The 21,864-nt window shown below is 30.9% G+C and carries 24 protein-coding genes; 4 read left to right on the forward strand and 20 right to left on the reverse strand.

Annotated elements, in window-relative coordinates; all coding sequences use genetic code 11:
- Positions 1-173: 173 nt before the first annotated feature.
- The 10 genes from EBB51_RS11705 to EBB51_RS11750 form a co-directional block, all read right to left on the reverse strand.
- Complete coding sequence (locus EBB51_RS11705; protein WP_123054615.1) at positions 174-1,118, reverse strand: transketolase family protein; 945 nt, start codon at positions 1,116-1,118, stop codon at positions 174-176.
- Positions 1,118-1,942 carry a transketolase gene (locus EBB51_RS11710; protein ID WP_123054616.1) on the reverse strand — a complete coding sequence of 275 codons (825 nt, stop codon included), beginning with the start codon at positions 1,940-1,942 and terminating at the stop codon, positions 1,118-1,120. Before EBB51_RS11710 ends, EBB51_RS11705 begins: the two co-directional genes overlap by 1 nt.
- 126 nt (positions 1,943-2,068) lie before the next feature.
- Positions 2,069-2,419 carry a type II toxin-antitoxin system PemK/MazF family toxin gene (locus EBB51_RS11715; protein ID WP_123054617.1) on the reverse strand — a complete coding sequence of 117 codons (351 nt, stop codon included), beginning with the start codon at positions 2,417-2,419 and terminating at the stop codon, positions 2,069-2,071.
- Positions 2,379-2,699: a CopG family transcriptional regulator gene (locus EBB51_RS11720; protein WP_123054618.1), complete on the reverse strand. Its 321-nt coding sequence runs from the start codon at positions 2,697-2,699 to the stop codon at positions 2,379-2,381. Before EBB51_RS11720 ends, EBB51_RS11715 begins: the two co-directional genes overlap by 41 nt.
- Before the next feature lie 295 nt (positions 2,700-2,994).
- A complete protein-coding gene (gene alr / locus EBB51_RS11725; protein ID WP_123054619.1) occupies positions 2,995-4,155 on the reverse strand; it encodes an alanine racemase in 1,161 nt (386 codons plus the stop codon).
- 104 nt (positions 4,156-4,259) lie between these two features.
- Complete coding sequence (locus tag EBB51_RS11730) at positions 4,260-4,865, reverse strand: germination lipoprotein GerS-related protein (protein WP_243103850.1); 606 nt, start codon at positions 4,863-4,865, stop codon at positions 4,260-4,262.
- A gap of 121 nt (positions 4,866-4,986) precedes the next feature.
- Positions 4,987-6,486, reverse strand: a complete 1,500-nt coding sequence (locus EBB51_RS11735) for an NAD(P)H-hydrate dehydratase (protein WP_123054620.1) — start codon at positions 6,484-6,486, stop codon at positions 4,987-4,989.
- Positions 6,446-6,862, reverse strand: coding sequence for a holo-ACP synthase (gene acpS, locus EBB51_RS11740; RefSeq protein ID WP_123054621.1), 417 nt, complete (start codon positions 6,860-6,862; stop codon positions 6,446-6,448). The genes EBB51_RS11735 and acpS overlap by 41 nt, the downstream gene beginning before the upstream one ends.
- Positions 6,863-6,983: 121 nt before the next feature.
- Positions 6,984-7,334: a DUF6514 family protein gene (locus EBB51_RS11745; RefSeq protein ID WP_123054622.1), complete on the reverse strand. Its 351-nt coding sequence runs from the start codon at positions 7,332-7,334 to the stop codon at positions 6,984-6,986.
- Between the two features lie 220 nt (positions 7,335-7,554).
- Entirely contained in the window at positions 7,555-8,382 is an 828-nt protein-coding gene (locus EBB51_RS11750) for a YihY/virulence factor BrkB family protein (RefSeq protein ID WP_123054623.1), read from the reverse strand.
- A 290-nt stretch (positions 8,383-8,672) separates the two neighbouring features.
- On the opposite strand from EBB51_RS11750, the gene EBB51_RS11755 reads away from it, so the two are divergent.
- On the forward strand, positions 8,673-9,986 hold the full coding sequence (locus EBB51_RS11755) for an Ig-like domain-containing protein (RefSeq protein ID WP_123054624.1): 1,314 nt from the start codon (positions 8,673-8,675) through the stop codon (positions 9,984-9,986).
- Between the two features lie 680 nt (positions 9,987-10,666).
- Here EBB51_RS11755 and EBB51_RS11760 read toward each other — a convergent pair.
- From EBB51_RS11760 to EBB51_RS11785, 6 genes are all read right to left on the reverse strand, one after another.
- Positions 10,667-10,849: a hypothetical protein gene (locus tag EBB51_RS11760; protein ID WP_123054625.1), complete on the reverse strand. Its 183-nt coding sequence runs from the start codon at positions 10,847-10,849 to the stop codon at positions 10,667-10,669.
- Between the two features lie 383 nt (positions 10,850-11,232).
- Positions 11,233-12,018: an Mrp/NBP35 family ATP-binding protein gene (locus tag EBB51_RS11765; RefSeq protein ID WP_123054626.1), complete on the reverse strand. Its 786-nt coding sequence runs from the start codon at positions 12,016-12,018 to the stop codon at positions 11,233-11,235.
- Between the two features lie 171 nt (positions 12,019-12,189).
- Positions 12,190-12,486, reverse strand: coding sequence for a SoxR reducing system RseC family protein (locus EBB51_RS11770; RefSeq protein ID WP_123054627.1), 297 nt, complete (start codon positions 12,484-12,486; stop codon positions 12,190-12,192).
- Between the two features lie 111 nt (positions 12,487-12,597).
- Positions 12,598-12,963 (reverse strand): spore germination protein GerW family protein, encoded by a 366-nt coding sequence (locus EBB51_RS11775; protein WP_123054628.1) that lies wholly within the window; start codon positions 12,961-12,963, stop codon positions 12,598-12,600.
- Positions 12,964-12,992: 29 nt separating this feature from the next.
- A complete protein-coding gene (locus tag EBB51_RS11780) occupies positions 12,993-13,616 on the reverse strand; it encodes a DUF2953 domain-containing protein (protein WP_243103950.1) in 624 nt (207 codons plus the stop codon).
- 165 nt (positions 13,617-13,781) lie between these two features.
- Positions 13,782-14,276: a MarR family transcriptional regulator gene (locus EBB51_RS11785; protein ID WP_347560934.1), complete on the reverse strand. Its 495-nt coding sequence runs from the start codon at positions 14,274-14,276 to the stop codon at positions 13,782-13,784.
- A 463-nt stretch (positions 14,277-14,739) separates the two neighbouring features.
- On the opposite strand from EBB51_RS11785, the gene EBB51_RS11790 reads away from it, so the two are divergent.
- From EBB51_RS11790 to sdaAA, 3 genes are all read left to right on the forward strand, one after another.
- Positions 14,740-16,092, forward strand: coding sequence for an amino acid permease (locus EBB51_RS11790; protein ID WP_150131726.1), 1,353 nt, complete (start codon positions 14,740-14,742; stop codon positions 16,090-16,092).
- A 219-nt stretch (positions 16,093-16,311) separates the two neighbouring features.
- Positions 16,312-16,995, forward strand: a complete 684-nt coding sequence (gene sdaAB / locus EBB51_RS11795; RefSeq protein WP_123054631.1) for an L-serine ammonia-lyase, iron-sulfur-dependent subunit beta — start codon at positions 16,312-16,314, stop codon at positions 16,993-16,995.
- 2 nt (positions 16,996-16,997) lie between these two features.
- Positions 16,998-17,870 carry an L-serine ammonia-lyase, iron-sulfur-dependent, subunit alpha gene (gene sdaAA, locus EBB51_RS11800; protein ID WP_123054632.1) on the forward strand — a complete coding sequence of 291 codons (873 nt, stop codon included), beginning with the start codon at positions 16,998-17,000 and terminating at the stop codon, positions 17,868-17,870.
- Positions 17,871-17,911: 41 nt separating this feature from the next.
- Here the strand turns inward: sdaAA and EBB51_RS11805 are convergent, their stop codons facing one another.
- The 4 genes from EBB51_RS11805 to rfbC all read right to left on the reverse strand — a co-directional run bounded on the left by EBB51_RS11805 (position 17,912) and on the right by rfbC (position 21,830).
- Positions 17,912-19,024, reverse strand: a complete 1,113-nt coding sequence (locus EBB51_RS11805) for a class I SAM-dependent RNA methyltransferase (RefSeq protein ID WP_123054633.1) — start codon at positions 19,022-19,024, stop codon at positions 17,912-17,914.
- Positions 19,025-19,045: 21 nt separating this feature from the next.
- Complete coding sequence (locus tag EBB51_RS11810; protein ID WP_347560935.1) at positions 19,046-20,182, reverse strand: FAD:protein FMN transferase; 1,137 nt, start codon at positions 20,180-20,182, stop codon at positions 19,046-19,048.
- A 149-nt stretch (positions 20,183-20,331) separates the two neighbouring features.
- Positions 20,332-21,240 (reverse strand): hypothetical protein, encoded by a 909-nt coding sequence (locus tag EBB51_RS11815; RefSeq protein ID WP_123054634.1) that lies wholly within the window; start codon positions 21,238-21,240, stop codon positions 20,332-20,334.
- Positions 21,241-21,266: 26 nt separating this feature from the next.
- Positions 21,267-21,830, reverse strand: a complete 564-nt coding sequence (gene rfbC / locus EBB51_RS11820) for a dTDP-4-dehydrorhamnose 3,5-epimerase (protein WP_123054635.1) — start codon at positions 21,828-21,830, stop codon at positions 21,267-21,269.
- Positions 21,831-21,864: the final 34 nt, after the last annotated feature.

A 21,864-nucleotide genomic window follows, 5' to 3' on the forward strand; every position in this document is an offset into this window, starting at 1 on the left:
TTATAACATAGTAAGAGATTAAATTAACCCTTAATGTATTAATTTATTATTAATAAAAAGCAGCACATATGTCATATTATACAGTTATAAATAAAAGTAGGATGAACTTCCATTGTAACTTCTGGAATTACACCCTACTTTTATTTATAATTTATAATTTACAGCTCATAGTTTTATTTTTTTAATGTCAATACCTTTTTTACAGCATTAACTATGTCTTTAGCAGTTAAACCATACTTTTCTAAAAGTTCTGCTGGTTTTCCACTTTCTCCAAATGTATCTTTTATTCCTACTCTTACTACTGGAGTTGGAATGTTTTCACTTAGAACTTCACATACAGCTGAACCCAGTCCGCCTATTATATTATGCTCTTCTGCAGTTACTACAGCGTGAGTTTCATGAGCTGAACTTATAATTGCTTCTTTATCTATAGGTTTTATAGTATGTATATTTACAACCTTAGCATTTATACCTTCTTGAGCTAGTATATCATGTGCTTGAAGTGCAGCATCTACCATTATTCCTGTTGCAAAAATTACAGCATCTTTTCCTTCTTTTAAAGTTACTGCCCTGCCAATTTTGAAATCATAGTTAGGATTGTCATTTATAACAGGTACTCCTGATCTTCCAAGCCTTACATAACAAGGACCATTAAATTCTGCTGCAGCTTTAATTGCCTTTTCAGTTTCAACAGCATCACTAGGACAAATTACTGTCATATTTGGAATACTTCTCATAAGTGATATATCCTCTACTGATTGATGTGACGCTCCATCTTCTCCTACAGTTAATCCTGCATGAGTTGCACATACTTTTACATTTAACTTAGGATAGCAAATTGAATTTCTTATTTGTTCAAAAGCCCTTCCTGTTGCAAATATAGCAAATGTACTTGCAAATACTATCTTATCACATGTTGATATACCTGCAGCTACTGTCATCATATTAGCCTCTGCTATTCCCATATCGATAAATCTTTCAGGACAAACTTTTTTAAATTCTGCAGTCTTAGTAGATTTTGATAAATCTGCATCTAATACAACAATTTTTTTATTTTTTTGACCTATTTCAGCAAGAGTTTTTCCATAAGCTTCTCTTGTAGCTATCTTCTTACTCACTATTCTTCACCTCCAATTTCTTTTAAAGCTATATCACATTGTTCTTGGTTTGGTGCAGAACCATGCCATCCAACTTGATTTTCCATATATGATACGCCTTTACCTTTTATAGTTTTACATACCACCATAGTTGGTTTTCCTTTAGTCTTTTTAGCTTGTTCTACAGCGTCAATTATCTGTTCAAAATTGTGTCCGTCAATCTCTATAACATTCCATCTAAATGCCTTAAATTTATCTGTTATTGGTTCAGCTGACATAACTTCTTCACATGGTCCATCAATTTGAAGTCCATTATGGTCAACAAAAGCTGTAAGATTATCTAATTTATATTGAGCTGCTGCCATGGAAGCTTCCCAAACTTGACCTTCCTCAAGTTCTCCATCTCCTAATAAAGTATATACTCTATAATCTTTTCCATCTAACTTTCCAGCTATAGCCATTCCAACAGCTGCTGAAATTCCCTGTCCTAATGAACCTGTAGACATATCTACTCCGCGAACTTCATTCATATTAGGATGTCCTTGTAAATTAGAATTAATCTTTCTTAAAGTCATTAACTCCTTAGCTTCAAAAAATCCCCTTCTGCAAAGTGTACTATATAATGCTGGTGCTGCATGACCTTTTGAGAGTACAAATCTATCCCTATTTAGATCTCTTGGATTTTCTGGGTCAACGTTCATTTCATTAAAATACAATGCAGTTAAAATTTCTACAGCAGATAATGAACCGCCTGGATGACCTGAAGCAGATTCCGTTAACATAGTTATTATATCTTTTCTAATAACCTTAGCTATTTGAGTTAGTTCTTCTACACTTTTTTTCAAAGTTTCAACCTCCTTAAAATATATAATCAGTTACTATTCTATCACAAAAAAAATTTTTTATATATATACCTGGGATTTTGCCCATAAAAATAAGGGTTTATAACATAAACCCTTATTTAAAACTTGCTATTGTAACCCTATACTTATCAAAAGTGCATCATCAACTTTTTTCATATCTGACTCTGTCATATGGCCTATCTTTTCTTTTAATCTTCTCTTATCTAGAGTTCTTATCTGTTCCAGCAAAACTACAGAATCTTTATTAAGTCCATAAGCTTCTGATGAAATTTCTACATGCGTAGGAAGTTTTGCCTTATTTATCTGTGAAGTAATTGCCGCTATTATTACAGTGGGACTGTATTTATTGCCTACATCGTTTTGAATGATTATTACAGGTCTTATCCCACCTTGTTCAGAGCCGACTACAGGGCTTAAATCAGCATAAAATATATCTCCTCTTTTCACTATCGTTGTCATCTGCCAAATCACTCTCCGAAAGCTTCGCTTCATATTCTTTTAATTCCTTCATATCGCTCGCAAAGCCCATTTCTGCAAATTCCAAATTAAGTTTCGCCATTTCCTTGTAACCACTTTCCATTTGCTCTATTATACTTAACCTTTTTTTCTCTTTAATATATAATATGATAGTTTCCCTAATAAATTCACTTCTTTTTTTGCAATCTTCTTTTAGTGCCTTATTAAATTCATTGTAAAGTGTTTCTGAGAGGTCAACCACTAATCTTTTTGAATTTGACATATAAAAATTAATACCTCCTATTAACTTAAGCGAGAATATACATATTTAAATTATATAACCAAAATTACAAGCCTGTCAAAGAAAATATCTTTATTTTCTCCATTTTTCTACTTGTAACTTGATGTATAATTTACTTATATTACAATTTATTTATGCTATGTATTCTGAGATTAAAATAATATAATATGTATTTCTCCGTACTAAATTAACGGAGGCTATATTTTTTAATAATATTAATAACGATAGAATTTAACCATATTATTATAATATACATTATAATAATATTATATACATCTTAAATGTAATTTCTAACCTTAACTACCTTTCCACCTTTAATATAAACTCTAGGTACCCTCTTACTTACCATACACAATATCTCATAATTTATAGTGCCAAGTATAGGTGCTATATCGTCAGCATCAAATTTTAAATTTCCTGAACTGCCCATAAGTATGACTTCATCCCCAGCCTTTACATCTCCAGCATCAGTGACATCAACCATACATTGATCCATGCATATGTTTCCAACTACAGGAGCAAATTTTCCATTAATTATTACCTTCGCCTTTCCAGACATCATTCTAGTATAACCATCAGCGTACCCAACTGGCAAAGTTGCAATTAAACTTTCTCTTTCAGTTCTAAACTTTCTTCCATAACTAATGTACTCGCCTTTTCCAAGTTTTTTAACATGCATTACATTTGCCTTCCATGTCATAATAGGTTTGATATCAAGCTCATTTTTGTCAACTTCAGTTGATGGATAATATCCATATAATATTATACCTGGCCTTGAAGCATCAAAATGAGTTTTTGGTAATTCCATTATAGCAGCACTATTAGCAATATCCTTCATATTAATTTTAACTTGTCTTTCCATAAGTGCATCATAAAACCAATTATATTTTTCAAACTGCATATTTGAATATTCCTTGTTCAATTCATCTGCAGTACAAAAATGTGAAAACAAACCTTCTATTTCTATATTAGGAAGTTTACTAATTTTACAAACTTCATTAACGCCGTCCTCATTTGGTAAAAATCCTATTCTTCCCATACCAGTATCAACAGCTACATGAATTTTAACTGTTTTATTCATACGCTTAGCATCATTGGACAGCTTAAATGCATATTCGTAAGAAGATACTGCTGGTTCAATATCATATTTTATCAATTCTTCATTTAAAGTATCTGGAGTGAGTCCAAGTATCATTATATGTTTATCAATGCCGTTTTTTCTAAGTTGTATACCTTCACTTAACACCGCAACAGCTAATCTGTCAATACCATTTTCTAAGAGAGTTTGTACTACATCCAATACGCCGTGGCCATACGCATCTGCTTTAACAACCCCTATTAATTCTTTTGAATTGGATTTTTTTCGTATACTTTTTACATTATAAGCAAGCTTATCTAAGTCAACTTCCATCCAAGTAGGTCTAAAATTTTTAAACATAATAAATACATCACCTTTCCTAAAACTATCTTGTTAACATATTGTTTAAATTTTCCAAAAATTTAAATTAAAATTGGAACTAAAATTTGAACTTATCAATTCTTTTATTTAGTCTCAAAAATCTGCTGGTTTAATTTTATATTAGGCTGAAATGATGAATACTCTACCTTAATGTCTTCTTTGCCGCTAGAATTGTAAATGTATAAGTATTGAGGTACTTTATCTGACGTTCTAATGTATAAATTAGCATTATTGATGTTTTTATTATTGCCTGGAATGTCCAAATGTACAACTTGATACTCTTGTCCATTTAAACTTTTAAATGAACTCTTTATATTTTCATCTGTGTATAATAAATTTATGTAATATGAGACAAAAGCTAATTTAAATATACTATCGGAATCTTCTTGAGTGTTATAAAATGAATTGTTTTTTAAATCTTTTATAAATACCATGTCATCTTTATATATAAAAATTCTACTATCGCCAAGCTCAAACCTGCTGCCGTACATCTTATCATAAGATTGCTTTCCGCTGTAAGTTATTACTTGTTTATCGTTTTTCATGCTTATATTTACATTACAAGTATAACTATCTAAGTTTCTAATGTACTTCAAATTTTCTTCAATATCCTTACCTTTATTATTGCACCCAATTTGAAATATTGCAATTATAAAACATAAAATAATTAATAATAATCTTTTTTTCACACCATTCCTCCAACACAAATTACTAGAATGTTCTTATTAAAAATGCTTACAAAAGCTTAATTTAATTTTATATTATTAATATATTATGCTGCATCTTTTTATATTCTAAGCATAAATTATTTTAATCTTGAAGTTCTTTAATTACAAATGGAATTTTGTCAAGCATATAACTTGCATTAACAGAGTACATATTTTTTGATAACTTTTCTCCACAATACCCATGTATAAATGCTCCTAAACATGCAGCTTTCATAGGTTCATATCCCTGTCCAGCAAGCGATACTATAATACCAGTTAATAGGTCGCCCATTCCTCCTGAAGCCATTGAACTGTTGCCAGTAGGATTTATAGCTAATTTGTATCCATCAGTAATCACAGTATTATATCCTTTTAAAAGTACTACTACATTATTGTCTTTAGCAAATTTCCTTGAAACTTCTATTCTATTTTGATTTATATAATCTACACTGAGCCCCGTTATTCTAGACATTTCTCCAGCATGCGGTGTAATTATAAACTTGCATTTTTTATTTTTAAATGTATCAAGTTTTCCCTGCAAAACATTTATACCATCTGCATCTATGACAATCGTCTTTTCATAATTATCCACAATTTTCTTTAATAAATTGTAAGTAGTTTTACTACTGCCGAGACCCGGACCGAAAGCTAAAGCATCACTCTTTTTTAAAAGCTCAAATACCCTTTGATCTTCATCAAGTGAAATTGTCATAGCTTCAACTAATTTAGAAGACAATATACCTTGAATTTCTCTACTGCAGCATAAAGTTACAAGTCCTGAACCACTTCTAACTGCACCCTGCGTACATATATAAGCTGCTCCTGTAAATCCCAGGGAGCCTGAAAAAATCATAACTCTGCCATAATCACCTTTATGACAGTATTTGTTTCTAACTTTTAAATTATTCTTTATCATTTCATGATTTAGTATAAAATCATCTTGAGTAAACTTGTCTACTGCTAATTTAGGTATTCCTATACTTTCTACAATCACATCTCCTGTAAATTCATCTGCACCATAATTTAAGAATCCCCTCTTATAGAGTTCGAAAGTTACAGTCTTATCTGCCCTAATACAATTTCCAAGTATCTTCCCAGTATCACTTTCAAATCCAGATGGAGCATCTATTGATACAGTATACCTGCTATTTTGATTAATTAAAGATACTGCAGAATCAAAGATACCTTGAATATCCCTTGAAAGTCCCGTACCAAACATTGCATCTACAACAACTTCAGTTTGAAGTATACTAGTTTTTAAAATATCTATATCATTTAAGCTATTTATGTTAACTACACTTACTCCAATATTTGTAAGTATATCATAATTAGTCTTACAGTCATTACTCATGCCGCCGCTATTTCCAATTAAAAATACCTGTACATCCTTTTTATTAACAAGTAGATGCCTTGCCACTGCAAATCCATCACCGCCGTTATTACCTTTTGCGCAAACTACACAAAATTTATTGAATTTATCTAAATTTATATTTTCTACAACCTTTAAAGCTGCATTTTCCATAAGAACTATCCCCGGTATTTTTAATTCATTTATACAATAACTATCTATTTTCCTCACAGTCTTTACAGCTGCAATCTTCAATTTTATCAACCTCCATTACAGCATATGCCACAGCATTATCTATACCATGCGATATACTTACATGAATTTTATAATTTTGATATTTTTGTGCTATCAATTTTGCCTTTCCCTTTAATATAACAGTAGGCTTACCTGAAGCCGTTCTGTCAATTTCTATATCCTTAAGTTCAAATCCACTGAACCCAGTGCCCAGTGCTTTAGACACTGCTTCTTTAGCTGCAAACCTTCCAGCTACAAATTCAGGTCTTAATTTTCTCACTTTAAAATATTCAATTTCGTTTTTAGAAAAATTTTTTTCTAAAAAATTCGAATGTTTATCTAGCACTTCACTTACTCTCCTAATTTCAACTATATCAATTCCAACACCAAATATCACAATGTATCACCCCCATATCTATTATAATAGATTAAAACTTATCATTTTAAAAGTTAAATTTAAATTTATCATATTACATAAAATAAAAAGAGGAATCATCCTCTTCTTATTTTATGCACCATTAATAATTAATGCACATGTTTACTTTATCTTCAAAATCTACTACATACTCATCAATATATTCTCCAAGTACATCTATTAAATGTATGGGAGATACATTATTATTATATAAAAGCTTAAACAAATTATACACTTTGTACTTCTGCGGACTTATATTTTTAACAAAATCGCTTTCTGTATTTATGATCTTATCATCTATTAAGTCTTGTCTTTCAACTTCTATGCCGTAACACTCTAACTCTATAGGCTGCATCTTGTATGTAATCAATACATTATTCTTTGTCAGCTTATAGATATATTTATACTTTATCCTCTCAGACTCGTTAATCTTCATCAAACTTTCTATTACCATACTTTTCTCCCCCCCATAAATAAGTGATGGTGTAAAATAATATTATCACAATACTCAGAAAAAATATGTCATTTCATGATAAGCAAAACTATAAGATTATCTTTCTTATATGACATTAAAAATCATCTATTATCACTTCTATCAACTTTAATATTTTCTTAATACAACTATTTACTTTTTTTTAATAAAACCTTCTGTCGAAATTGAAAACTATTTAAGTTTAAGTTTTTGTTCCACATTTTGAAATTAATATAGCATTTAATTCTCCGCCTGAAATTATTATAGTTGCTCCAAGAAAAAACCAACTTAAAAGTGCAATAACTGCACCTATACTTCCATATACTTTAGAATAATTGGTAAAGTTATTGACATAGTATGCAAATATCATAGATGCTGCAATTAATCCAATAGTTGCAAAAAAAGATCCGGGCATAACTTCATGCCATGTAAGTCTTCTACTTGGAGTGTAATGATATAATGAAGCAAAAATAAATATAGTAGTTAAAATAGATATTACATATCTTGCTGCATCCCATAAAACTTTAAACTCTTGTGAAAAACCATACCTATATGCAATTGAATTTCCAACTATTTGTCCTAATACTAAAAAAAATATTAAAGTAAGTATTACAATTGTCAGTTCAAATGTGAATAATATGCTTATTAACTTTACCACAAAAAAATTTCTGTTTTCCCGCTCATCATATGCCTTATTAAGTGCCTTTATAACTGCATCAAATCCCGATGACATTGACCATATAGTAAAAATCAAACTAAATGACATCAAACTTGCATTTTTTGTATCGACAACCTCAATAACTATGTTTTTAATTAATTCCAAAGTATCCTTTGGCAAAAGTCTATTTAATCCTGCTAATACATCTCCGCTTTCCACAGGACTATATCCTATCATTGTCATGAGAAATATCATAAAAGGGAAAAATGCAAATATAAATCCATATGCCAATTGTGAGGATAAAGCCAATACATCATCATCATTAAATCTAAAAATCACATTTTTAATACATTTAGTCGTTAAACTTTTCACCTTTTCCTCCTGCAAAATACTTTATTGATTACTCTAAAATATTATGTGTAAATTTTACAAATTAAATACCTTAAAACCAGAGGACAGAGGACAGAGAAGGTTGATTTTTCTCCGCTGCGCTGCAAAAAATCAACCTTCATTGTCCTATGTCCTATGTCCTCTGGTTTTGTGTCCTCTGTCCTATGTCCTCTTTTTCTTGTCCTCTGAATATTAAGGAATGTTGAAATTAATCTGGAATTATAGTAAAATTATATAATATGTTTAATTTTTATAGAAAGGAGGAATAACGATTGATTAAAAACTTTAAGAAGTTCTTACTGTTTGTATTTGTTATTGCATTTTACCAATTAAACTCACACAATTTAGTACTAGCTAGTGATGCTTCAAATACACAAGTAACTTCAAGCTCTGCCATAGTTGCAGCACAAACTGTAGATAAATCTAATACATCACAAAGCACAACTACTTCTGCAATGGTTACAGCACAAACTGCAGATAAATCTAATACACCACAAAATACAACTACTTCTGCAATAGCTCAAAATAGTAATTCCTCAACAGTGAAGGATTCCACCAGTAATCCTGTAAGGGAAATTGACAGCGTAAGCAATGTAGATGTAAATAAAAAATGGACAATAGTATTAAGTCAGCCAGTAGATATATCTTCAGCAAAAAACAGCATAAAAGTTATAGATAAAAAAACTAATAATAAAGTTCCAATAGATATTTCAATAAGTAATCAAGGTTTGGAAGTAAATGTTTCAGTATCTGATAAATATAATCCTAAAAGTGATTATCAGTTGTTTATAGATGCAAATTTAGTTTCTAAATACAATAAGCATCTGCCACAATCTGTAAGTATGAATTTTAAAACTGATTCATCAATAACTTCAATAGATGATTTGAATGTAACTATAAACCAATGCGGCGACTACAAATTGCCAACTACATTAACTGCAGCTATGTCGGATGGAGAAAAGAGACAAGTAAGCGTTACTTGGGACAAGCAAGTTAATACCGGAGCACCTGCAGGAAAATATGTATTCAAAGGCGATGTAAAAGGTTATCCCGTATTAGTAAAATTGAATTTGACAATAAACCCTTTTGAAGGCGTGACTTCTATATCAAATTCATATAGAAATCAATCAAGTTTACAAGTCAGCCTTTATAATTATCTTATGAATGAAGATAATAGACAATCTGTTGGAGCTAGAGCAATAGAGCTGCATGATGGGAGTACAAGCAATAACTGTGTATTTTTTGCAAGTGAAGCTTTAAGAAGAGCTGGTTTAACATCATTACCTGAATATGTATGTAATACAGTTCAATTAACTAAAAAATTGTTATCTTATGGATGGCAAATATGTTATGATTTGTCAAAGTTACTTCCTGGTGACATTTGCTTTACTACTTCATATGGTAATGGTCCAACCCATACTTATACTTTTATGAAATGGTTAGACCCTAAGTCCTTTGATTATGCATATATATGTGACAATCAAGGAAATGAATATGGAGGAAGTCCATATCATCAGCGAAATATAGACTTTGCTACTTCTGCGAAGGACGCATTAGCTTATTTTATGTATTTACCCTTAGCATAAGTATAAAAATGTACATACTTTTTTATATTTGGACTACTGCATTAAGTAATTTAAATACAGCATGTTGTATAAATTACTTTCAGTGCAGCAATCCTATTTTTTTGCTCTGTTTAATTTTCAAAAAATTAATAATTATCAAAATTTATATTGACTTTTACTTATAATTGATATATTATTAAATCAATCAATAGTAACCTTAATACAAGATTAAACTTATAAATGCTAAATATGGTTAATCCATTTTTAGAATTAACGTTGTTGATTAAAGGCTATTATATTGATTAAATAACTCAGGGATAGGAGTGATACCGCCAAACAATTTTAATTTAAATAGGGATTTAAATTCTATAGAAAGCAAAGGATTATACCAATGGGCATTTAAACTTTCATTCAAAATTCATAAAACTTCTTTAGCTAATCCTGGTTCGTCATAATTAATCTTTTTTATAGATTTATTATAACTTTCTTAAAATAGTTATGAAAATTCCTATAATTCTACAATATTAAAGTACTTGAAATGAAATTAAGTATACAAATTATTTACTCTTCATTTAATAGAAAGGATTGATGAAAAAATTAATAAACTAAAAGATTATATTATCGAATCAGGACTTTTTTAAAACAGTTGATTAACTTTAAAAATTTAATCAACTGTTTTTCATTTTTTCTTAAACACAACCTTATTTTAAAACATCAATTCTATTTGAGATGCTAGATATGTCAATTCCATTTGTTTTACTTTCAAAATATTTTTTATACCACTGCTTTATGATATTTCTTTTGTTTTCAATACAAGATCCATTCCAATTTTTGATATATGGCATAAAATAATCCCAATCAATACTTAACAAAATATTTTCCACTGTAATCCCCCCAATTGCAAAATACTTATTAACGCACTTATAGATTGTAATCCTATTTAAGTCCATATAGAATAATTATAACACTTTAGACAGAGGATAGAGGACAAAGGACAGAGGACAATGAAGGTAAGTTTTCTTCCTTACGTCAGAAAACTAATTTAATTTTTGATAACTCGTTTCGCTAAAGCGAAACATTGCCAACTTATATAAATTTAAAGATTCTTTTGCATTAGCAAAAAATCAACCTTCTCTGTCCTATGTCCTCTGTCCTCTCAAGAATATTGCATCGCAGTACCATTTTATACCGGAGTGTAAGTTAAGTTGCAAACTAGAAAATAAAATTAAAGAGTCTTTGAATTAACTCATTCAAAGGCTCTTCCATTTTATTTTCTAGAATTTAACTCATCTAATATATTCGCAGCTATAGGATCAAATACATTAGGTAAATCATTTTTATCAGAACTTGAAATATTACTTATGCTATTTAGCATTGGCAGCTCTCCTAGGAGTTTCAAGTCCATATCTTTTAAGAACTTATCTGTATTTTCTTCTCCAAAAATCTTAATCTTCTTACCACAATCAGGGCATACTATGTAACTCATATTCTCAATAACACCTAAAATATCAGTTCCCATTTTCTTAGCCATATTTATAGCTTTTGAAACTATCATTGAAACTAAATCCTGAGGTATTGATACCATTACAATTCCATCTATAGGTATTGACTGCATTGCAGTAAGAGCCACATCTCCTGTTCCAGGCGGCATGTCAATAACTAAATAATCAAGATCACCCCACTCTACATCAGTCCAAAATTGTTTAACAGCACCCGATATTACAGGTCCTCTCCATATTACCGGCTCATTTTTATTTTCTATAAGGAGATTAAGAGACATTACCTTTATTCCATCTTCTGATACTACAGGTATAATAGTTTCATTAACAGCCTTTGCTAGTTCATCATCTAAATTTAACAACTTAGGAACACTTGGTCCAGTTATATCTGCATCAAGCACTCCAACTTTAAATCCTTTATTTTTAAATGCTTTAGCGAGTAGTACAGAAATTGTAGACTTACCTACTCCGCCCTTTCCACTCATAACTGCTATTACATTTTTTATGTTATTTTTGCATTGAGCACTTTCATTGGTTTTATCAGATTGTGACATTAAAGCACCTCCTATCTTATATTGGCATTTGCCACTTTAATTATAATCCTGTACATTATCACTGTCAACATAGATTATCTTTACCACTTTTACGAATTTTAGTAATATAAAAATTCACCCTTGAACGCAAAATAATTAATTTTAACATCCAAGAGTGAATATATAAAACTTCTACATATCTTCCCAGTAGTACCTTTCAGGTTTGTCACTTACAACTGTTTTCTTATCAAACACTTTCATAGTTATGACAGACAATACAAAACCAATTACCCCTCCTGCAATTCTAAAGACATAAATACTTTTATTAAGAGATTCGGCTATATACCCGCCTAAAAACACTCCTAAAAATATAGCTGCTATTGGCAAAATAAATAGCATAAATGCAGCTAATAACATATTTGTTTCCTTTTTTTGTTTAGGAGCCTTTTCCTCTTGTTCTACTTCAGATTGTGTTTTTTCATCATTCATTTTAATCAAACTCCTTAAACTAATTTAACTCATTATTCTTTTACTTTATTATATCAGTTTATACCCATATTTAAAATAAAATAGTGAGTTTTTATTCTGGAATTCCATATGTTATTTTTTGTCTTCTGATTTTTTAAAGTTGAACTTTGATACTATTTCTGGAACTTTTTCTATAAGGTTTACTAAGTTGTCTCTTCCATTTACAGGAAGTATTTTAACTGTTCCATCTTTTCTAACAACAATTACTGCATCAGAAGCAATTTTAGCACCCATTCCAACACCTGAACCTGAATCGCTTTTATTTTTGCGTGCATTTTGGTTTTCACCTGCACCTGTACCAAATCCAAATGTCACTGATATTATTGGTACCAAGGTAGTTTCTCCAACTTCAATTGGGTCTCCCACAACAGTTCTAGTATTAAAAAAATCTTCTAACTTAGTAAATAACATGTCCAAATTTTCTGGAACTGGCCCCATTATTTATCCCTCCTAATATTTAGTCTGCTTTAAAATTTTTCAATTAAGACTTCTCTAACTTCGTCTTTCCTTATAAATTTGAGAGTTTTACAAATTACAGAAAATAAAATCAACTCTCCATACATATTTGCATTTATATTTATAACTTGATTTTCAAAATCCGGCTCAAGATTTACATGTAAATAATCTTCTTTCACCGCCTGCGAAAACATTGAAATAAAGCCGCACATAAAACCAGTTTCTGCTGGATCATAAAGACCATATATACCGCTTACTTCTATATACTTTGGTTTCAAAAGTGCAATAACTTCCTTAAAATAAGACATACATGAAATCAAAAATTTCCCATTTAAAAAATTAAGTTTATATTTATGTAAGCTTTTAGAATTTTTATCACTAGAACCCTTTTTACTGAACTCTAATGGAATATGCATACCCAAGACAGTTAATTTAATTCTACATTTAGAGTTTTCCATAGAAATCATAAGTTTGAATAAGTGAAATATCATGGATATTTCTATATAAAAAATTACCTTTCCATCATTTACCTCTATATTTAAATTATATTTACACGGTGAAAATATTGTTATTAAAAGCAGTAAAAATATGAAACCTAAAAATATAAATAATATCTTCAAGAATATGATAAGCACATTCAATTTAAATTATATCCTTTCAAGTTATTTCATCACCTATCAAGTTATTTATTTAACTAAACTGTCAACTGCCGTCAAAACAAGCAGCGGTATCTTCGTAATAAGCTGCATCATTATATAAAATATATTACCAAATTATTCATCACATTTAAATACCCTTTTTTATTTATCATCATTATTATCTTGCATCAGTGAATTTAGCTTTTCCAAGCTGTAAACTATGTTTTCCAATTCTTTAGGGTCTAAATTTTTTACTGCATTAGCTATAATATCATATGCAAAATTTTTTTTCATATTTATAACATTATTATTCTTTATAAATTCTTCTGATAATGACAATTTTATAATTCTTCTATTATTCTTAGGTACTTCCCTAACAACAACTTCCTGATTTACCAGGCGGTTTATTATACCTGAAACAGTACTCTTAGTTAACATCATATGTTCACTAAGTTCATTAAGAGTTATTCCAGGCGTCTTATAAAGATGAAATATAACCGAAAGCTGTGGTGATGTAAATCCATATTGTTTAGCACTCTTCCTAAACTTATCTCCAAAAGTTTTTCCAATATTCTTAAATGCCTTAATTATTCTATCTGCCTGCCTTGCTGTCAATTCATTATTCTCTGATAATTCTTCATCCTCCATTTTTCTCATATCCACCTTCCAAATGCCCAAATTATTTCTATACATATTGTTCGTTTATTAACAATAACCATTATATACTAATTAAAATTCGTTTTCAATGAATGTTAGTATAGGTTTTCATAACAGTTAACGGGTTGAATTATAAAAAAAATATAAAAAGTTGGGAGATATAATTCATTTATTTAAAAAATTGGTGCCAAATTGCCACTTTATTCGTAAAACTTATTGTACAAATTATCATTATATGCTATTATAACTTTGTATTTAAGATATTATCCAATTTAAGTATAAAATATAGTTATTTTTATATGTATTAATTTGTATTAATTTATGTTTATAACTTGAACTAAAATATAAACTTGTATAATTGTACTGTAAAAGTTTTATAAATGGTCAAATTTTTTACGGATAATATTACATTAAACACATGATAGCAATTATTCCATAATATGTCGAAAGGAGAACTAAAAAAATGAGTAAAAATGGATTAAAAAAAGAAATAGGTTTAATGCCTGCCCTTGCTACCGTTATCGGTATAGTTATAGGTGCAGGTGTATTTTTTAAACCTACAGCCGTCTTTACTGCAACAGGAGCTCCAGGTCTCGGACTTATAGCATGGATACTTGGAGGAATTATAACTATAGCAGGAGGACTTACAGCAGCTGAAGTTTCTGCAGCAATTCCAAAGACAGGTGGTATGCTTGCATATCTTCAAGAAGCTTATGGTGATATGTGGTCTTACCTGCTTGGATGGGCACAAACTTTAATATACTTTCCAGCTAACGTTGCTGCACTTGCTATAATTTTTGGAACTCAATCAGTTTCACTGCTCGGATTAAGTGATTCAATGATAGTCCCAATAGCTATTGGAATTTCTGTATTCTTATTTATAATGAATGCATTAGGTTCAAAAACTGGCGCTGCAATACAAACGATTTCAACTATATGTAAGTTAATACCTTTGTTTGTAATTATAGTAGTAGGACTTGCACACGGAAACGGCGGGGCAGCTAGATTATTTCCTGTAGTAGCTGCAAATCATCCAGTAGGTACAAGCCTTGGTTCAGCACTTGTAGCAACAATGTTTGCTTATGATGGATGGATAAACGTAGGTGCTATAGCTGGAGAAATGAAAAACCCTGGGAAAGACTTACCAAGGGCAATTGTTGGTGGTTTATCATTAGTTATGGGTGTTTATTTACTAATCAACATAGCTTACTTATTCGTATTACCTGCAAGCAGTCTTGCAGCATCAAAAACACCAGCAGCTGCTGTAGCTAATGTAATATTTGGAAAAACGGGCGGACAAATAATAACTATAGGTATATTAATATCAGTGTTTGGTACAATAAATGGATATACGCTTACAGGTATGAGAATACCATATGCAATGGCTTTAGAAAATAAATTACCTGGAAGCAAATGGCTAGCAAAATTAAGTCCAAAATCCAAAGTACCTGTAAATAGCGGAATATTATTATTGATAATCTCAGTAATATTTATATTCTCCGGAAAATTTGACCAGTTAACAGACTTACTAATATTTGTAATATGGATTTTCTACACAATGACTTTCTTTGCAGTATTTGTATTAAGAAAGAAACAACCAGATCTTTACAGACCATATAAAGTTCCTCTTTATCCAGTAATACCTATCATAGCTATAGTAGGAGGATTTTATATAGTACTTAATACATTGTTCACTCAACCTTTAAATGCAGGACTAGGACTAGTTATAACATTGATAGGTCTTCCTGTGTATGCATCAAGAAAGGACAAATTTGTAAAAGTTGAAGATGAAGATTCTACTAAAAGTGACAATTAATTAAAAAACCTAACTCATACTCGTGGATATATTTGCAAATATATCCCTGCGTATGAGTTAATTTTTAAGCTAGAAACCATATAGCGCAATAAATAATTCACAAATAAAAAAAACCGGCATAATTTGAGCAATTTTCGCTAAAATAAATTGTATAATATGTTATAACATGCTATTATAAATGTATTATACAACTAATTTTGAAAGGTTGGTATTAATGAAATGAGAGAGTATAGTGTTTTTGATATTTTAGGCCCAATAATGATAGGACCATCAAGTTCCCATACAGCTGGAGCTGCAAGGCTTGGAAAAGTTGCAAAAACCATAGCAGGTGGAAAAATTAAGAAAGTAGAATTTTTATTACATGGTTCATTTGCAAAAACTTATAAAGGACACGGTACAGACAAAGCACTTGTTGCAGGAATACTTGGCATGAATCCTTGGGACGAAAGATTAAAAAACTCCATGAAAATGGCTAAAGAAAAAGGCATTGAAGTTAAATTTGTAGAAACTGACCTTGGGGATGTGCATCCTAATACAGTAAAATTTTTGATAACTAAAGAAAACGATTCAACAATTGAAGTAATGGGAAGTTCCATAGGCGGAGGAAACATACTTATTACTGAAGTTGACGGTGATCAAGTTGAGTTTTCTGGAACTTATCCAACTATACTTATAAATCATATTGATGTACCAGGTATGGTTGCAAAAGTATCTGATATATTGTATGACCATAATATAAATATTGCATTCATGAAAGTATACAGAAAAAGTACAAAGGGTGCAAGTGCAGCCATGGTATTTGAAGTTGATGATAAAATAAATAATGATGTAACTAATGAGATAAGCAAAGTACCAAATATACACAAAGTAATAGCCATAAATCCCGTAAGTGAGGAGGAATAAACATGGTAAACCACGGAAATGAACTTATAAAAGTATGTAATGAAAAAAATATGACAATATGGGAGTACGCACTCCATGAAGAATCGAAGGCAAGCGGACTTACTTTAGATAAGGTCTTTGAAAAAATGAGAAAGAATTTAAAGGTAATGCAAGCTTCTGCTGAACATGGATTGAACAATAAAATAAAATCCGTAAGTGGTCTCATAGGCGGTGATGCATATAAATTAAATGAATATGCAAACTCAAATGAAACTTTAACAGGAAACTTCATGGTAATGGCAATGGCAAGAGCACTTTCTTGTTCTGAAGTAAATGCCGCAATGGGTAAAATAGTTGCTGCACCTACAGCAGGTTCGTGCGGAATACTTCCTGCAGTAATAATAAGTGCAGGTGAAAAACTTAAAAAGACAGAAGATGAAATGGTACAAGCACTATTTACAGCATCAGGTGTTGGAGTAATAATAGCAAAGAATGCAACTATGGCTGGTGCAGAAGGAGGATGTCAAGCTGAATGTGGTTCTGCAGCAGCAATGGCATCTGCAGCTGTCGTAGAAATGATGGGTGGAACTCCATCTCAAGCATTGAATGCAGCTGCTATCGTAATAAAAAATATTCTTGGTCTTGTATGTGACCCAATAGCAGGACTCGTAGAAATACCTTGTGCAAAGAGAAATGCATCTGGTACAGTAAGTGCATTAACAACAGCAGATATGGTTATGTCAGGCATTACAAGCAAAATACCTTTTGATGACACAGTTTCAGCAATGTATAGAGTTGGAAAACAGCTTCCATGTGAGTTAAGGGAAACAGCACTTGGAGGTTTAGCAGTAACAGAAACAGGCTTGAAACTTAAAAAACAAGTTTTTGGAAAATAATAGTCAGAGGACAGATGTCCTCTGGTTTTATGTCCTCTGTTTTATGCAAAGTATTGGTAATAATAACACTTAATTCTTCCATTGTAGAGCTTTCTGTTTTTGTCAGACTTTTTTCCAAAGTGTTTTTCAAAACCTTGATGTGCTGTTATTATAAAGTAAGACCATTCTTCAAGATTTGAAAATACCTTTCCCATATCTTCGTATAGTTTTTCAGCTTCTTCTACCTCTCCAAGTCTCTCTCCATAAGGCGGATTGCTTATTATAAAGCCGCACTTTTTCTTTGAGCTAAACTCCTGTACTGGAAGTTTTTGAAATGATATGTACTCACTAACTCCTGCTTTTTCAGCATTTTCTCTTGCTGTTCTAAGCACTCTTCCATCTATATCTGACGCAAGAATTCTGAGTTCCTTGTCATTTATAGAATTTCTAGCATGTTTTCTCAAGTCACTCCATAAGTCCTGTGGAATTACATCCCACTTTTCAGAAACAAAACTTCTGTTTAACCCAGGTGCTATATTTTTTGCTATTAAAGCTGCTTCTATTGCAATAGTGCCAGATCCGCACATTGGATCAGCAAGTATATGTGAAGGCTCCCATTTGCTCAAAAGCACCAAAGCTGCTGCAAGAGTTTCTTTAATTGGTGCACCTCCTGCATTTTCTCTATATCCCCTTTTATGTAATCCCGGACCTGAAGTATCAACTGTAAGAGTAACTATGTCCTTTAAAATGCCAACTTCTATTTTATACTCTGCACCAGTTTCATCAAAGTTTCCAGAAGGATACTCCCTTTTCATAGCTTCAATAACAGCCTTTTTTACTATTGATTGACAATCAGGTACACTGTGAAGCTGTGACTTAACTGACTTTCCAGTTACATGCATAAATGCATCTTCCGGCATTAAACTTCCCCAGTCGACAGCTAGAGTACCTTGAAAAAGCTCTTCAAAACTTTCAGCCTTAAATTCAGCCATATTTATAAGCACCCTATCAGCTGTCCTAAGCCACAAATTACATGTAACTATATCCATTTCATCTCCACTAAAGGTGACTTTACCGTTTTCAACCTTTAAGTCTTCGTATCCAAGTTCCTTAAGTTCTTTTGCAACCACACCTTCTAGTCCAAAAGTTGATGTTGCAATTAATGTATAATCCATATTTCCTCCTAGAATCAATGCCTACTTACCAGGCAAATCTTTATATTTAAAATCCTTATTTAAGTCTGACATCTTATCTTTAAATCCATTAGATGTATAGATTGTATAATCTGTCATAGTAACTTCACATGATACTTTAGGCATACTATTTATAAGCTTTATACCTTTCTCAGGTCCAAGTTCAAAAATAACTAAAGATAGTATATCAGCTGTCATATTTGCATCTGGAATGCTCTCATCAACCACTACTGTAGCACTCATTATTCCATTATTAACAGGATAACCAGTTTTAGGATTCATTATATGGAAATACCTTCTTCCATTTTTTACAAAATACCTTTCATAGTCACCTGACGTGGATATTCCTTGATTTGATATGCTGAGTATTCCTAATAAATTATCGCTTGCTTCACTTCTAGGATGCTTAATTCCAATTTTCCAATCTCCATTGTCTTCATTTTTCCCAACTGCATACATGGAACTTGATCCTAAATTTATGAGTCCGTTTTCTATATTATACTTTTTATAAATTTTAAGTACCTCATCTGCTGCAAATCCCTTTGCAACACCTCCAAGGTCTATCGCCATACCGGGATCTTTAAGCATAACACTGCTGTCTTCTTGGTTTACACTAATTTTTTTATATCCAACTAAAGGCAGCTTAGCTTTGATTTCACTGCCTTCTGGTATTCTCTCCTTATCAGTGCCTATACCCCATAAATTTATTATAGGACCAACTGTTAAATCATATTCTCCATTAGTTATATCAGAATACTTTTGAGAGGCTAAAATCATTTTAATTATTTCAGGATGAACTTTTACATACTCTTTTCCAGCAGCATCATTGATTTTACTAACATCACTTGTTTTTATAGTACTACTTGCCATATCATTTAATTCAAATAATTTCTTTTTACTTTCTTCAACTGCCTTTTGTGCATTTGGTCCAGAAGCACTCAGCTCCATAGAAGTATCCATTGTCATAAAATCTTCTTTATACATCTTATTTTTACTGCCAAAGATACCTGGGCTTGAACATGCACTCAATGGCAAAACAAACAATGTACATATTAAAATGCATATAACTTTCTTCATTATCTTTTGATCACTCCAATCTGCAAACAAATACATTTTAATTATATCATTATTTAAAGCCATATTTGTACATTAATTTGCATAAACTGTGCATCAAATATATACTAAATTTAATTCTATTACATCCTTTTTAAAATATTTCATATATATAAGTAAAGCTATCAGTATTTTTAACTACTGATAGCTTTAATATGCAATTTACAGTTTACATTTTAATTGATCATACTTTTTACTATATCAAGGTCGTTTCCATCCACATTTGAAAATACAGCTGTTTTTACCTTCTGTTTTTCAGACTCAGACAATTTTCTATATAGTACCTTTACCTGACTTGCATAATCATCAGGACTTCCATTTGAATTTGACTTCATTTTATTTACTGAAGATATCATACTTGATATAACAGCTTTTTCTCCCTGTGTATCTACAGAATTTAGCGCAGCATTTAACTTGCCAGATATTCTGTCTAAAGATTTATTAACTTGGGCAGAACTGCCAGTACCTGAAGATGTTTGACCAACCATTGATTGTAATTTGTTCTTAATTTGATCTGTCAGCTTTTCAACATTTATTATCATTTTTGAATCTTCTACATCTATTGATTTTATTGATACAGGTATTTTACTCTTATCTATGTAAATTGTATCATCTTTTACTGCAGCTCTATTTCCAGCTTTACTCCTTACAATATCTAAAAATAATTTTTTTGGTACAGGGATTTTACCTAAACTCACATTTGAAACTTTATAATTTATTCCATAATCATAAGTTAAATTTCCACTAACCTTCATAAGTAAATTAAGCCCTTTATAATTTACTGGTATATAAAAGTTAACATCACTGCCTACTATTTCAGACTTTATTCCCTTTACAGTAATATTTGAGTACTTTTTAGGTGTAAAATACATATTTATTATTTGATTTAGCTCATCACCATTTAGCTCAATAGTACCAGTTTGAAGTGCAGCAATTTGCATTTTATTAATCAGATCCGAAGAAAGCTCAACTTTATCAGCTCTATATGAAGATCCGGAAAATAAAAGAGCAAAAAACACCACAACTGCAATAATTAAAATAGTTACGAATGCCAGCAATCCTCTTTTTCCACTAGTTCTACTCATCATTACTCCTCACTTATATAAATAATTTAAAATTCTATTTCAATATCTTTAAACTTAGGAAGTATTTTATCTTTATCTGAAAGTATTATATCACTTCCAACTATTTTATCAAACGGCCAATCAATATTTATATCCATGTCATTCCAAAGTACTCCACCTTCATCTTCAGGATGATAAAAGTCAGTACACTTGTAACAAAACTCTGCTTCATCAGATAAAACCAAAAATCCATGAGCAAATCCCTTGGGTATGTAAAATTGTTTTTTATTTTCCTCCGACAACAAAACGCCTACCCATTTTCCATAAGTTTCTGATTTATTTCTCAAATCAACAGCCACATCAAATACTTCACCTTTAGTAACTCTTACAAGTTTTCCTTGAGGATGTTTTTTCTGAAAATGAAGTCCCCTCAGAACTCCCTTCTTGGACTTTGACTGGTTATCCTGAACAAATAACATATCAAGCCCTGCAGTTTTAAACTCATTATAATTATATGTTTCCATGAAGTATCCTCTTTTATCCCCAAATATTCCAGTTTCTATTATATATACTCCATTTATTTTTGTCTCTATAAATTTAAACTTATCCAAAATTATGTCCTCCATCTACATTATTTCATACTCA

The organism is Clostridium sp. JN-1 (assembly GCF_003718715.1).
GTDB lineage: Bacteria > Bacillota > Clostridia > Clostridiales > Clostridiaceae > Clostridium_AV.